Genomic DNA, 13,597 nt, shown 5'->3' on the forward strand with positions numbered 1-13,597 from the left:
TTCACGCGGCCCACCGACACCCGCACCTCCAGGGCCGGAAGAGGAGGCATCGCGCTCTGGCCTGACCCTGCTCGCACCTCATGGGGCTCAGCCGTAGGTGTCGCGGGGGCCTCGGCCGTCCTGGACGCGCCGCATCCCCTTGGACCACGACGGAGCACTCGGCCCCACGACCTTGATCTGGGTGACCGTGCCCTCGCCGACCTCGCGCGCCAGGCTCCCCATGAGCGTCGTCGACATGAGGCGCAGGTTCGTCGCCCACGCCGTCGAGTCGGCCCGCACGGTGAGCACCGAGTCGACGAACTCGACCGGGTGGCAGTGCTGCGCGACCTCTTCGCCGACGATCGTGGCCCACCGACCGATCACGGCACCCACGGCGACATCGACCTTCCACCCGCGCTCACTCACGAACGAGTCGAGCTCATCACCGAGAAGCATCGGGTCGCGCCCGCTCTTGCGACCACCCAACCCGTCCGGCACGTCCTTGAACCGACGCTTCGGCTTGATCCCCGGCCGCAGGCCCCGCGATCGAGCCGCCGCGCGGGCCCGGGACAACGCGTCAGCGGGTGCGCTGACGAAGTCCTCCGGGGTTTCACGTGAAACGAGCTTCTCGTCCCCTTCACCCGGCGATGACGAATCGCCCTGTCCCACGGGCAGATTCGGATCGTCACTCACGCGCGGTCACCTCGCCCAGCGACACGGCATACGTGCGTCCACGCAGTTCGGACGGCACGTCCGCCTCGACAGCGGCAGTGATGAGGACCTGCTCGCAGTCGGCGACCATCGCCGCGAGCCGCTCGCGCCGGCCCGCGTCGAGCTCGGCAAAGACGTCGTCGAGGATCAGCACCGGGTCGTCGCCGAGATCGTGACGGAGCAGGTGGTATGCCGCGAGCTTGAGCCCCAGCGCGAACGACCAGCTCTCGCCATGGCTGGCATAGCCCTTGGCCGGCAGCTCGCCGAGGGTGAGGACGACGTCGTCGCGGTGCGGACCCACCAACGTCACCCCGCGCTCGATCTCCTGGCCACGCACCTCGGCGAACGATGCCAGCAGCTCGGCATGCAGCTCCTCGAGCTCCGGCACCTCGCCAGCAGCGATCCGGCCCGCGAACTCCTCACGCAGGGACGCCTTGTAGCTCACCCGCGCATCGGACTGCCCAGCACTGACCTCGTCATAGGCCTTGCCGAGCAGGGGCGCGAGGTCTCGCAGCAGCCGCAGCCGGGCATAGAGCAGGGGAGCGGCCACCTGGGCGAGCTGTGCGTTCCACACATCGAGCGTGTGCAGCGCGGCCTCCCGCTCCGAGACCGTGTCCACCCCCTCCACCGGCCGACGTTGCTTGCCCCGACCGCGCAGCACCGGCGCCGCTGACTTCAGCAGAGCGTTGCGTTGCTTGAGGATGCGGTCGTAGTCGCCGCGTGCCCCAGCCCACCGCGGCTGCCGCGCCACGAGCAGGTCATCCAGGAAACGACGCCGCTCCGACGGGTCACCCTTGACGAGCGACAGGTCCTCGGGCGCGAACAGCACGGTCCGGACCTGCCCCAACACGTCGCGGGTGCGGGTCAGCGGCGACTTGTTGAGTCGCGCCCGGTTCGCGCGGCCGGGCGTGATCTCGAGCTCGACCAGGGTCTCGCGACCATCACGGACGACGGCGCCGCGGATGATCGCCTGCGCCGCTCCGAACCGCACGAGCGGCGCATCGTTGGCCACCCGGTGCGAGGACAGTGACGCGAGGTAGCCGATCGCCTCGACGAGGTTGGTCTTGCCCTGTCCGTTCAGGCCGACGAACGTCGTGATGCCCGGCTCCAGCGGGAGCTCGGCGCTCGGATAGCTCCGGAAGTCGCCGACGGTGAGGTGCCGGACGTACACCTAACTCGCTCAGGCCTTCGTGGCGCTCTTGGTGCGCTTCCGCGTCGCGCCGGTCGAACCGGACCCCGACGACGGACCGGCTGCGGCAGCCTTGCGACCCTTGGCAGCAGCCTTCTTCGCGGTCGGAGCCTTTTCCTTCTTGGCGGTATGGGCGACCGTGGCCTTGGCGGTCTTTGGCCCGGCAGCAGCCTCGGTGCGCAGCTTCTCGCCCTCGGCCGTGGTCATGACCTGGTGCCCACCGAACTGACCGCGCAGCGCGGCAACGGCCTGCATCGTCGGTGACGAGTCCTGGCGCGACGCGAAGCGAGCGAAGAGGGACGCGGCGATGACTGGCATGGGCACGGAGTTGGCGATGCCTTCCTCGACGGTCCAGCGACCCTCACCCGAGTCGGCGGTGTAGTCGGAGACGTCCTCGAGCTGGGGGTTCTCCTCGAGCGCCTTGACCATGAGGTCGAGCAGCCAGGAGCGGACGACCGTGCCCCGGCTCCACGCCTTGAACGAGCCGGGGACATCCTTGACGATGTCCTTCTTCTCGAGCAGCTCGAAGCCCTCGGCGTAGGCGTGCATCAGGCCGTACTCGATGCCGTTGTGCACCATCTTCACGTAGTGACCCGCACCGGTCTCGCCGGCGTGGACGAAGCCCTCGTCGCGCGGACCCTCGGGACGCAGCGCGTCGAAGATCGGCATGGCCTTGGCAACATTGGCCTTCGTGCCGCCGACCATGAGGCCGTAGCCGTTCTCCAAGCCCCAGATGCCGCCGGAGACACCGCAGTCGAGGTAGCCGATGCCCTTGGCCTTGAGCGCCTTCTCGTTCTCGATGTCGTCGGTGAAGCGGCTGTTGCCACCATCGATGACGAGGTCGCCCTTGTCGAGCAGCTCGCCGAGCTTGGCCACCGTCTCGCGGGTCGGGTCGCCGGCCGGCACCATCACCCAGACGACGCGGGGTGCGTCGAGCTTCTTGACGAGCGCCGCGAGGGTCTTGACGTCCGACACCGCGGGGTTGCGGTCAAAGCCCACGACCTCGTGGCCGGCGCGGCGGATGCGCTCGCGCATGTTGCCGCCCATTTTGCCGAGCCCGATGAGTCCCAGTTGCATTGACTACCCCTTCACGTGTGCGAGAAACGTTGCCGTGGTGCTGTCGTTCGCCCTGCTGTTGAAGAATCGCAGGTATGCCGGGTGCTCACCTGCGTGAGCGGCATACCTTGTCGTTTCCTGACGCACGACTGCCTCGTCAGGCTACGCCGGTCAGCTCGCGAATCGCACCGGCATGATGACGTAGCGATAGCTGGTGTCGGCCTCGCCGTCAGCCTCGGCCTGACCGCTGAGGACGGCCGGACGCGACGGCTGGGTGAACGAGAGCCTGCTGAACTCGGTGCCGACGGCGCCGAGGCCATCGAGCAGGAAGCCGGGGTTGAACGCGACCTCGACATCGGGGCCGGTCAGGGTGGCCTCGACGGCCTCGCTGGCCTGGGCGTCCTCGCCGGTGCCGGCCTCGATCGCGACCTGGCCCTCGGTGAAGCGCAGCCGGACGGGGGTGTTGCGCTCGGCGACGAGGGCCACACGCTTGACGGCCTCGACGAGCTCGGCGGTGTTGACGACCGACTCCGTCTCGGAGGTCGTCGGGAAGATCGAGCTGACCTTGGGGTACTCACCGTCGAGCAGGCGAGTGGTCGTGCGGCGGGAGCCGGCCTCGAAGCCGACGAGACCGTCGCCACCCGCAGCGGAACCGAGCGCGACGTCGATCGAGCCGGAGGCGCCGAGCGAGCGGGCCGTGTCGGCGAGGGTGCGGGCCGGGACGAGAACGATGTGGCTCGCGGCGCTGTCGGTGGGGTTCCACGTGAGCTCACGCATGGCCAGGCGGTAGCGGTCGGTCGCGAGGAGCGTCATCTTGTCGCCCTCGATCTCGACACGGACGCCGGTGAGGATCGGCAGGGTGTCGCCGCGGTCGGCCGCGATCGAGACCTGGTTGACGGCCTGGGTGAACAGCTGGCCATCGATGGAACCACTCGGCTCCGGCGACGACGGCAGCGTCGGGTAGTCGTCGGAGGGCATCTGCAGCAGGCTGAAGCGGCTCGAGCCACACACGACCTGGACCTTGGAGCCCTGCACCTCGACGTCGACTGGCTTGTTGGGCAGGTTGCGGGAGATGTCAGCGAGCAGACGGCCGAGCACGAGCACGGTTCCGGACTCGGAGACCTCGGCGGGCACGGTCAGACGAGCGGACACCTCGTAGTCGAAGGCCGAGAGGGTCACGGTGCCTTCGTCGTTCGCCTCGATGAGGATGCCGGCAAGGACGGGCACGGGAGGGCGCGCAGGAAGTCCGCGGGCGACCCAGGTGACCGCCTCGGCCAGGACTTCACGCTCGACGCGGAACTTCACGGCATACCGACCTAACTGTGTTTTGGGCTGCAACAGGCACAACAACGTTTGAGGACCGCGAAGCGCCGGGCGCCAGGAGGCGCAGGCAAGCGGGAAAGATGACATTAGTGCACGGAAGTGAGCGGGGACACCCGAGTCGGATGTTGTCATTCGCCGGGCTCCTGGGCGGCATTCCACAAGCAGGTCCTCGGGGCAGAACAATTGATAGGGGGATCTCGTCAGAGTTGTAGGAGGTGTGGATCCTGTGGACAACTCACTGTTTGTGCAGGTCAGCGACCCATCGGGGCGGTGGACGAGACGTGGACGGCGTGTGGAGGAATGACACCCGCCTGTTGACGGCCACGTGGCCTTTCTGACTCGTCCACGGCGAGGACACCTCTCGTCCACCCCTCTGGGGCGGTTGTCCACAGTTGTCCACAGGGATTGGGGACAACCGGCCAATTCTCTTGATCCCCAGGTTGTCCACAGAGGAAGTTGTCCACAGAGTTCTCCACACACCGTGGACGAGGGCGTCCCGGAGCCGTGCGGCTGCACCAAGGTGACGAACGGGTGACGAGGTGCCCACAGCTGTGGATCAACCTGTGGACAATCTTCTTGGTAACCGCACTTCGTCCCCCGGACGGACAAACGAAAGTTCGTCTTCGTGCCCTGCACGGACCTGCTCGCTGCCCTCGCACGTCCGTGCGGGGCACGAAGACGGAGGACCAGGTTGTCAGCGTGACTGTTGCTTGATCCGGTTCGTCAGCTCGGTGACCTGGTTGTAGATCGCGCGCCGCTCGGCCATCAACTGGCGGATCTTCTTGTCGGCGTGCATGACCGTCGTGTGGTCTCGGCCGCCGAACTGCTGCCCGATCTTGGGCAGGGACAGGTCGGTGAGCTCGCGGCACAGGTACATCGCGATCTGACGGGCCGTGACGAGCACCCGGGAACGCGACTGCCCCTGGAGGTCCTCGAGGGTGAGACCGAAGTAGGCCGCGGTCTGCGCCATGATCGTCGCGCTCGTGATCTGGTTCGCGGAGTCGTGCGGGATGAGGTCCTTGAGCACGATCTCGGCGAGCGAGATGTCGACCGGCTGGCGGTTGAGGCTGGCGAAGGCGGTGACGCGGATGAGGGCGCCCTCGAGCTCGCGGATGTTCGTGCTGATCCGCGAGGCGATGAACTCGAGGACGTCGTCCGGGACGCTCAGCTTCTCCTGGGCGGCCTTCTTGCGCAGGATCGCGATCCGGGTCTCGAGGTCGGGTGGCTGTACGTCGGTCATGAGGCCCCACTCGAACCGACTGCGCATCCGCTCCTCGAAGCCGCTCAGCAGCTTGGGCGGTAGGTCGCTGGTGATGACGACCTGCTTGTTGGCGTTGTGCAGCGTGTTGAACGTGTGGAAGAACTCTTCCTGCGTCTGCACCTTGCCCTGCAGGAACTGGATGTCATCGATGAGGAGCACGTCGACGTCGCGGTAGCGACGCTGGAAGTTCGCCGCCTTGTCGTCGCGGATGCTGTTGATGAAGTCGTTGGTGAACTCCTCGGAGTTCACGTAGCGCACCTTGACGTGGGGATAGAGGTTGCGCGCGTAGTGCCCGATCGCGTGCAACAGGTGGGTCTTGCCCAGTCCTGACTCGCCATAGATGAAGAGCGGGTTGTAGGCCTTGGCCGGCGTCTCGGCGACGGCGAGGGCGGCGGCGTTGGCGAAGCGGTTGCTGGCACCGATGACGAAGGTGTCGAACGTGTACTTCGGGTTGAGCCGGGTCAGCTCGACCTGCTCCGGAACCGTGGCTCCGGGGCGGGGGCGAAGGGCTCCGGGCGACCGCGTGCGTCCGATGGCACCGTTGTTGCGGCTGTCATCCTCACCCTCGTCGTCCTCGACCAGGGCGATCCCGTCGAGTTCGGCCCGTCTCTTGGCGCGGCGCCCGTCGGCATCCGCGGGACCTGGCTCGAGCCCGATGGTCGTGGCGGTGCGGGGAACCTGGTCGGCTCCGGCGCCGTCAACGGTGGTGGTGTCAGCCGGAATGGTGACGGGGACGTCGGCCAGCGAATGGTCGACCGTGACCGCAAGGCGCACGTCGTGACCGAGCTGGCTGCTCAAGGTTTCGGTGACCCGGTCACGCAGACGGGTCTCGACGATGTCCTTGGTGAAGTCGTTCGGAACGGCGATGAGAGCAGTCTCATCGAGCAGCCCCACGAGCTTGGCGAGGGAGAGAAAGGCGCGCTGCTGGACAGGGATTCCGTCAGAGTCGAGCGCGTCGAGGGTGGTGCGCCAGATCTGGTCCATCCCGACATCCGGCACCTGATCACCCGTACCTTCCGTGTCATTCGTGCGTGAAACCGAGGATGTCCACAGAGTTGTCCACAGACTGTGGGTATGCGCAGTGACGCTAACAAGGGGGTGAGCCCGCGGCAAGCCGAAACAGTCTGCGGAGCCGTCACCTGCCTGTGCGCCCCGCGTGTCGTGCCAGATCCTGACACCGTGAGGTGAGAGCATAGGCGGTTCTTCGCTGCACGCGGGCTTTCTCCGGCGAGTTTGACCCGGTATGCCGCCCTCACGTACCTTTGACACGCCTGTTGTGGCGGCCGTTGACGCCTGCCCACAGCCTCTGAACCAGCACGACCCAACACGCCCCACACCATCCGGTTTTTGTCCGTATGGGTCCGTCCCGTGAGAAGAGATTCACCGTGAGCAAGCGTACGTTCCAGCCCAACACCCGTCGTCGGTCCAAGACCCACGGCTTCCGTCTCCGCATGCGTACCCGTGCGGGTCGCGCCATCCTCGGTGCCCGTCGCCGCAAGGGCCGCTCCGAACTCTCCGCCTGAGGCTTCGGTGCTGCCGGCGCCGAACCGACTGCGTGAGCGGTCGGATTTCGCGTCGGCGATCCGTTCCCCTGGTGCGATGCGAGCGGGATCGAGAATCCTTGTGGTGCACGCCAACGTGACCGACTCTCGTGCGGGTTTTCCGCCGCGGGTCGGTTTCGTCGTGTCCAAGGCCGTCGGCAACGCGGTCGTTCGCAACCGGACCAAGCGCCGACTGCGCGCCGCGATCGCGACCGAGCTGACCGGCATACCCACGGGTCTTGACGTCGTGGTCCGAGCGCAGCCGGCAGCTGCCAGCGCGACGTTCGCAGAGCTGTCTGAATCGCTGAAACCGTTGTTGCACAAGGTTATTCGCCGTTTTGAGGTCGCCTCATGACGATCGGTCAGGTTGCTGCCAAGCCCCTCGTGTGGCTCGTGCGCGCCTACCAGCTGGTCGTGTCACCCATGCGCCCGGCGACCTGCCGCTACTTCCCCTCCTGCTCTGCGTATGCCGTGACCGCCCTGGGTCGGTACGGCGTGTTCAAGGGAACCTGGCTCACGCTCCGGCGGTTGGGCAGGTGTCACCCTTGGGCGGCCGGCGGGGTCGACCACGTTCCACCTCTGCCCGGGGAACTGGATGATGGCGAGCTCATCGCTCGGCACATCCCCCACGAGACCACCACCTGAACCACACTCCTAGAACCACGGTGTGGGCCCACCCCGGCAGAGACGCCGGAACTACTTAAAGGACAGCATGGGCGACTTCTTCAACAGCCTGCTCTACCCGATCGAGCTTCTCGTCGCGTGGATCATGTACGGCTTCCACCAGGCCTTCACCTGGATCGGGCTCGACCCGGCGTCGGGTGCCGCGTGGGCACTGTCGATCATCGGGCTCGTCCTGGTCATGCGTGCCGCCATGATTCCGCTGTTCGTCAAGCAGATCAACGCCTCCCGCAAGATGCAGATGATCCAGCCCGAACTGCAGAAGATCCAGAAGAAGTACAAGGGCAAGAGCGACCCTGAGTCCCGCCAGGCGATGACCCAGGAGACGATGGCGCTCTACAAGTCGGAGGGCACCAACCCGTTCTCCTCGTGCCTGCCGATCCTCGTGCAGTCACCGTTCTTCTTCGGTCTCTTCCGCGTGCTCAACGGCCTCAAAGGCATCTCCGAAGGAACCAAGGACCCGATCGGTCCGATCACACGGACCGTGGCGAAGCAGGCGGAGTCGGCCACGCTCTTCGGTGCACAGCTCTCCGACAAGTTCATCGGCGCCGAGACGACGACGACCAAGGTCGTGACGATCCTCTTGATCGTGCTCATGTCGGCAACAACGTTCACGACGCAGCGTCAGCTGATGACGAAGAACATGCCGGCGTCCGCGCTCGACAACCCGTTCGCCAAGCAGCAGAAGCTGATCATGTACGTCATGCCGGTCGTCTTCGCGGTCTCCGGTATCAACTTCCCCATCGGTGTTCTTCTCTACTGGTTCACCACCAACGTGTGGTCGATGACCCAGCAGTTCTACGTGATCCGCAAGATGCCCGCCCCCGGCTCTGCTGCTGAGAGGGCGCTGCATGAACGTCTCGCCAAGCGCGGCAAGCCGATCCCCGGCGAGGCCGAGCGCAAGGCTGCTGAGGCAGCCGAAGCCGAGGCTGCTGCCGAGCGTTCCCGCCAGCGCGTGCAGCCCAAGGGCAAGAAGCGCGCCAAGAAGAAGGCGTCCTCGGGGCCCGTCGCCGAGAAGAAGCCCCAGACCGACAACTGAGACCACAACTGCCGTATCAGGGCTCTGACCTGCGACGATACGGCGCCGGACCGACTGACGAAGGTGTCAGCCGCCACGAGAGGAACCACCAGATGAGTGAACTGACCGACCAGGAGACCGCAGAAACCACTGCGGTTGACGAGGACACCACGACCGTCGCGGCATCGGACACCACCGAGACCGCTGACGTCGAGCAGTCGAACCAGAACCCCGAGGCGGAGGAGTCGGACACAGAGTCCGCCATCGAGGACAAGCGCGACACCGCTGCACCCAAGGACGCGCCAGCCGACCTCGAGAAGGAAGGCGAGGTGGCGGCCGACTTCCTTGAGAACCTGCTCGACATCTGCGACCTCGACGGTGACATCGACGTCGACATCGACGGTGACCGCGCTGCTGTCGCGATCGTCGACTCCGAAGAGGGCCGTGTCCCGCGTCGCCTCGTCGGTGACAACGCCAAGGTGCTTGATGCTCTTCAGGAGCTCACCCGCCTGGCAGTGCAGGCCGCCACCGGTCACCGCAGCCGCCTCATGCTCGACGTCGCCGGCCACCGCGCCGGTCGTCGCGCCGAACTGGTGGAGGTCGCCAAGGTCGCCATCGCGTCCGTCAAGGAGTCCGGCGAGAAGACCGCCCTCGACCCGATGACGGCGTTCGAGCGCAAGGTCGTCCACGACGAGGTTCTGGCCGCCGGCCTGTCCTCCGAGTCCGAGGGTGTCGAGCCCCGTCGTCACGTCGTGGTTCTCCCCGCGTGAGCGATGTTTCACGTGAAACGGTGACCCAGGCTGAGGCCGACGCCACCGGTGCTCTTTCCACGGCCGCACCTTCGGGTGCGGCCGTGGTCTTTCGTGACCGTATGCCGGCAGCAACCCGTTTCGTTGAGATCCTCGCTGACACCGGCGTGACACACGGGTTGATCGGGCCGCGCGAGGTCCCCCGTCTGTGGGAGCGCCACGTTCTCAACTGCGCCGTCATCGAGGACGCTTTTCCTGAGAGTGCCATGCTCATCGACGTCGGCTCGGGCGCAGGCCTGCCCGGCGTCGCCCTCGCCATCGCTCGCCCCGACCTCGACATCCACCTCGTCGAGCCCATGCAGCGCCGCACCGACTGGCTCACCACCACAGTCACCGATCTCGGCCTGGACAACGTCACGGTTCACCGCGGCCGCGCCGAGGAGTTCATCGGTGTCCTGTCAGCCCCCTGGGTCACCGCCCGGGCCGTTGCCCGCATCGCCAAGCTGGCGCGTTGGTGCGTCCCCCTCCTTGATGGCCGCGGAACCGTCGTCGCCATGAAGGGGCGCTCCGCCCAGGAAGAACTCGACGCCGACCGCCGTGAGCTCAACAAGCTCGGCCTCGTCGCCGACGCGATCACGTCCCACGGCTCCACCGTCCTCGACGAACCCACCCTGACCCTTGACCTGACGTTCCAGCCCAAAACCCGCGTCACCAAGGGCAAGAAGAAGCGCTAACCCTCACTCATGCAAGTGGCCCCGGTTCTCCTCGAACCGGGGCCACTTCCATTTGCCTTCTGGGGTCGTACCGAACTACCCGTTCGCCGCAATCCCACCCGACGCTCGCGCGCTGAGCGCACTCACGTCTCCCGCCAGACCCAGCCAGCGGCGAACGGGCAGTTCGGTACTCCCGTACGGCACCTACCAGCGTGGGCCGGTTCGCGGAGCTGGTCCGCCTGTTTCGGGTCGGGTACCGCTTCTTCTTGCTCGCCTTTGGCTCCCAGCCCTCACTGTGGTCACCTGAGGAAGTCACGGTCACCTTGGGTGGCTTGTCTCGTCCTCCTGCAGGCTTAAGGCCCCCTTCCTCGACTCCTTAAATACAGAGGGGCGGTGGATATACAGAGGGGCGGTGGGCGGGATCGCGGCCGGTGGACGTCGAGGCGTGGGCGCGGTTGGGTCGCGATGTTTCACGTGAAACGCACGAGTGGCGACGAGCCTTGATGGAGCGGCCTCGCCCGCCCGTCATGGCCCGAGGCGAGCTGTGGTGGCGGCCAGCAGGTCGCGGGGAGACTTGCGGCAAGCCCCATGAGGCGGTGATCCCTGGTGACGCAGAAGCGGAACGTTTCACGTGAAACGGGACCACAGCGGCAGGCGGCCTTTTGAAGGAGTGGGGAACCTTGGAATCGCCGCTGGCTGGGTCTGGCGGGAGCGCGGAGTGCGGTCTACGCGCGCAGCGCGGATGGGATGGCGGCGATTCAAGGTTCGCCGCGACGGCTACGAAAGGTGCGGTGGGCACACTCGTTTCACGTGAAACGTTGTGCTGTGAGCGGAACTGGGGGGTTGGCGCGTCGTGGGGTTTGGCGTGTCGGGGGTGGTTGGGTTTGGATTGGGTGTCCCTGACCGACGACCGTGAGGTGGTTCCCGACGATGGCAGTCGAGGCCGAACGCCGCGTGACCCCTGGGCTGGGATTTCCTGCCCTTCCTGGCTCTGAGAGTGCTCCTTTGGGGTGGCCCGGGCCGGACGGAGTGGTTCACCTCTCCGACGTTTCACGTGAAACGCCCACGCCGGCGGCATCGACGGGAGAAGCGTCCGAGGCGACCCCCGAGGGTGTGGCTGAGGCCGTCATACTGGATCCGGCTGATGAGTCGGGGCCAGAGGCCGGGTCGGTGATCGGCACTGACGGTGCCGTGGGGGAGACTGAGGTCGTGTCAGTCCAGGACGAAGTTGACGATGTTTCACGTGAAACGCAGCTGAGCGAGTCGGAGAAGGCAGCCGACGCCTTGGCGCGGGTTTCGCGTGAGGCGAGCGGCGACGTGGCGGACATTCCCGAGGCCGGTGCGGACACGCCACTGGCCCAGGCGGTGGCCGCGGACACGCGTAAGCGGATGACCCTGGTGGGGCGCGAGCTTCCTCGTCCGGCCCACACGCGCGTACTCACCGTGGCGAACCAGAAGGGTGGTGTCGGCAAGACGACGACCACCGTGAACGTGGCCGCCGCGCTGGCTCAGGCCGGGGCGACCGTGTTGGTCATCGACCTCGACCCGCAGGGGAACGCAAGTACGGCGCTCGGCATCGAGCACCACGCTGAGGTCCCGAGCATCTACGACGTCCTCGTCGACGGGGATCCGCTGAGCAAGGTCGTCCAGCCCTGCCCCGACGTGCCCGGTCTGTTCTGTGCGCCGGCGACGATCGACCTGGCTGGCGCCGAGATCGAGCTCGTCTCGTTGGTGGCGCGAGAGACGCGGCTCCATAAGGCCGTCTCGAAGTACGTCGCCGAACTGGGCGAGCAGGGTCAGGCGTTGGACTACGTGTTCATCGACTGCCCGCCGAGCCTGGGGCTGCTCACGGTCAATGCGTTCGTGGCTGGCAGTGAGGTGTTCATCCCGATCCAGTGCGAGTACTACGCGCTCGAAGGGCTGTCGCAGCTGCTCAAGAACATCGAGCTCATCCGCGACCACCTCAACCCGAACCTGCACGTGTCGACCATCCTGCTCACGATGTTCGACGGTCGCACCCGGCTCTCGGCCCAGGTTGCCGACGAGGTGCGCAGCCACTTCCCGGACCAGACCCTCAAGGCGTCCGTGCCGCGCTCGGTCCGCATCTCCGAGGCGCCCAGCCACGGCCAGACCGTCATGACCTACGACCCCAACAGCAGCGGCGCCCTCTCCTACCTCGAGGCCGCCTCCGAGATGGCAGCGCAGAACGCCGCCGAGAACAGTGAGGATCGCTCATGAGCGACAAGCGACGTGCCCTGGGCCGCGGACTCGGTGCCCTCATCCCGCCGGGAGCTGGTGGCACGGGTGCCAACCGACCGACCGACGTGTTCTTCAAGGAGCGCCCGGCGGAGCAGGCAACCTCCGGCTCGGTCGACACCGCAGAGCGCCCAGCTCCGGGTGCCACAGAATCAGCCGAGCAGGCTCCCGCTGACGGGGGCCAGAACGGCACATCGTCGCAGGTCAGCGGCCAGAACGGTTCCGACGGCCGGGCCGCGAACACGTCCGCTGACTCGCCCTCCGACGGGCCCGAACTCATCGCTGTTCCCGGCGCGCAGTTCGCCGAGCTCCCGCTCGACTCGATCCGACCCAACCCCCGTCAGCCGCGCACCGTCTTCGACGAGGACGACCTCGCTGAACTCGTGCACAGCATTCGCGAGATCGGCGTCCTCCAGCCGATCGTCGTGCGCCCCGTCCCCGCCGATGCCACGGACGTTCCCGAGGGCGTCCAGTACGAACTCATCATGGGCGAGCGTCGCTGGCGCGCCAGCCGCGAGGCCGGCAACGACAGCGTCCCGGCCATCATCAAGGCCACCGAGGATGACGACCTCCTGCGCGACGCGCTCCTCGAGAACCTTCACCGCAGCAACCTCAACGCCCTCGAGGAAGCCGCGGCCTACCAGCAGCTCCTCGACGACTTCGCCTGCACCCAGGAAGAGCTCGCCACCCGCATCGGCCGCTCGCGCCCCCAGATCAGCAACACCCTGCGCCTGCTGAAGCTCCCCCCGATCGTGGCCCGCCGCGTCGCGGCCGGTGTCCTGTCTGCCGGACACGCTCGCGCCCTCCTCGGCGTCTCCGACAACGCCGCCATGGAACGCCTCGCCCAGCGGATCGTGGCCGAGGGCCTCTCGGTCCGCTCGGTCGAGGAGATCGTCTCCATGGGTGTCGAGGACGAGAAGCCCCCGAAGCGTCGTCCCCGCGCCGGCGGTCGTCATCCTCAGCTAGACGACCTCGCGGCCAGTCTCTCGGACCGCCTCGAGACCCGCGTGGGCATCGCCCTGGGCAAGTCCAAGGGCAAGGTCACCATCGATTTCGCCTCGGTCGAGGACCTCAACCGCATCCTCGACGCCATGCACCTGAGGGCCTAGGTCTGACGCTG

The 13,597-nt window shown here is 66.9% G+C and carries 13 protein-coding genes; 8 read left to right on the plus strand and 5 right to left on the minus strand.

What is annotated here, in order from left to right:
* Nucleotides 1-87: 87 nt before the first annotated feature.
* The 5 genes from JNB_RS13090 to dnaA all read right to left on the minus strand — a co-directional run bounded on the left by JNB_RS13090 (nt 88) and on the right by dnaA (nt 6,503).
* Nucleotides 88-672 (minus strand): DUF721 domain-containing protein, encoded by a 585-nt coding sequence (locus JNB_RS13090; RefSeq protein ID WP_009776966.1) that lies wholly within the window; start codon nt 670-672, stop codon nt 88-90.
* Nucleotides 665-1,861, minus strand: coding sequence for a DNA replication/repair protein RecF (gene recF / locus JNB_RS13095; RefSeq protein ID WP_009776967.1), 1,197 nt, complete (start codon nt 1,859-1,861; stop codon nt 665-667). The genes JNB_RS13090 and recF overlap by 8 nt, the downstream gene beginning before the upstream one ends.
* Nucleotides 1,862-1,870: 9 nt before the next feature.
* Entirely contained in the window at nt 1,871-2,956 is a 1,086-nt protein-coding gene (gene gnd / locus JNB_RS13100) for a phosphogluconate dehydrogenase (NAD(+)-dependent, decarboxylating) (RefSeq protein WP_009776968.1), read from the minus strand.
* Nucleotides 2,957-3,106: 150 nt separating this feature from the next.
* Nucleotides 3,107-4,240, minus strand: a complete 1,134-nt coding sequence (gene dnaN, locus JNB_RS13105; protein ID WP_009776969.1) for a DNA polymerase III subunit beta — start codon at nt 4,238-4,240, stop codon at nt 3,107-3,109.
* A 712-nt stretch (nt 4,241-4,952) separates the two neighbouring features.
* A complete protein-coding gene (gene dnaA / locus JNB_RS13110; RefSeq protein ID WP_009776970.1) occupies nt 4,953-6,503 on the minus strand; it encodes a chromosomal replication initiator protein DnaA in 1,551 nt (516 codons plus the stop codon).
* A 401-nt stretch (nt 6,504-6,904) separates the two neighbouring features.
* Here dnaA and rpmH point away from each other — a divergent pair, with 401 nt between their 5' ends.
* The 8 genes from rpmH (at nt 6,905) to JNB_RS13150 (ending at nt 13,586) form a co-directional block, all read left to right on the plus strand.
* Nucleotides 6,905-7,042, plus strand: a complete 138-nt coding sequence (gene rpmH / locus JNB_RS13115; RefSeq protein WP_040884819.1) for a 50S ribosomal protein L34 — start codon at nt 6,905-6,907, stop codon at nt 7,040-7,042.
* 7 nt (nt 7,043-7,049) lie between these two features.
* Nucleotides 7,050-7,415: a ribonuclease P protein component gene (gene rnpA / locus JNB_RS13120; protein WP_040883799.1), complete on the plus strand. Its 366-nt coding sequence runs from the start codon at nt 7,050-7,052 to the stop codon at nt 7,413-7,415.
* Nucleotides 7,412-7,705, plus strand: coding sequence for a membrane protein insertion efficiency factor YidD (gene yidD / locus JNB_RS13125; RefSeq protein WP_009776973.1), 294 nt, complete (start codon nt 7,412-7,414; stop codon nt 7,703-7,705). The genes rnpA and yidD overlap by 4 nt, the downstream gene beginning before the upstream one ends.
* Before the next feature lie 67 nt (nt 7,706-7,772).
* The gene (yidC, locus tag JNB_RS13130) at nt 7,773-8,780 is read left to right on the plus strand and encodes a membrane protein insertase YidC (protein ID WP_009776974.1); all 1,008 of its coding nucleotides are present in this window, start codon (nt 7,773-7,775) and stop codon (nt 8,778-8,780) included.
* Nucleotides 8,781-8,872: 92 nt separating this feature from the next.
* Nucleotides 8,873-9,529: a R3H domain-containing nucleic acid-binding protein gene (locus JNB_RS13135; protein ID WP_009776975.1), complete on the plus strand. Its 657-nt coding sequence runs from the start codon at nt 8,873-8,875 to the stop codon at nt 9,527-9,529.
* 20 nt (nt 9,530-9,549) lie between these two features.
* Complete coding sequence (gene rsmG, locus JNB_RS13140; protein WP_009776976.1) at nt 9,550-10,242, plus strand: 16S rRNA (guanine(527)-N(7))-methyltransferase RsmG; 693 nt, start codon at nt 9,550-9,552, stop codon at nt 10,240-10,242.
* A 1,008-nt stretch (nt 10,243-11,250) separates the two neighbouring features.
* Nucleotides 11,251-12,459: a ParA family protein gene (locus JNB_RS13145; protein ID WP_009776977.1), complete on the plus strand. Its 1,209-nt coding sequence runs from the start codon at nt 11,251-11,253 to the stop codon at nt 12,457-12,459.
* Complete coding sequence (locus JNB_RS13150; protein WP_009776978.1) at nt 12,456-13,586, plus strand: ParB/RepB/Spo0J family partition protein; 1,131 nt, start codon at nt 12,456-12,458, stop codon at nt 13,584-13,586. Before JNB_RS13145 ends, JNB_RS13150 begins: the two co-directional genes overlap by 4 nt.
* The last annotated feature ends 11 nt before the right edge of the window (nt 13,587-13,597 follow it).

The organism is Janibacter sp. HTCC2649, assembly GCF_000152705.1.
GTDB lineage: Bacteria > Actinomycetota > Actinomycetes > Actinomycetales > Dermatophilaceae > Knoellia.

Coding starts and splice junctions, on each gene's coding strand:
- yidD (WP_009776973.1), top strand. CDS start 7,412: ATGACGATCGGTCAGGTTGCTGCCAAGCCCCTCGTGTGGCTCGTGCGC.
- JNB_RS13150 (WP_009776978.1), top strand. CDS start 12,456: ATGAGCGACAAGCGACGTGCCCTGGGCCGCGGACTCGGTGCCCTCATC.
- yidC (WP_009776974.1), top strand. CDS start 7,773: ATGGGCGACTTCTTCAACAGCCTGCTCTACCCGATCGAGCTTCTCGTC.
- gnd (WP_009776968.1), bottom strand. CDS start 2,956: ATGCAACTGGGACTCATCGGGCTCGGCAAAATGGGCGGCAACATGCGC.
- JNB_RS13135 (WP_009776975.1), top strand. CDS start 8,873: ATGAGTGAACTGACCGACCAGGAGACCGCAGAAACCACTGCGGTTGAC.
- dnaA (WP_009776970.1), bottom strand. CDS start 6,503: ATGGACCAGATCTGGCGCACCACCCTCGACGCGCTCGACTCTGACGGA.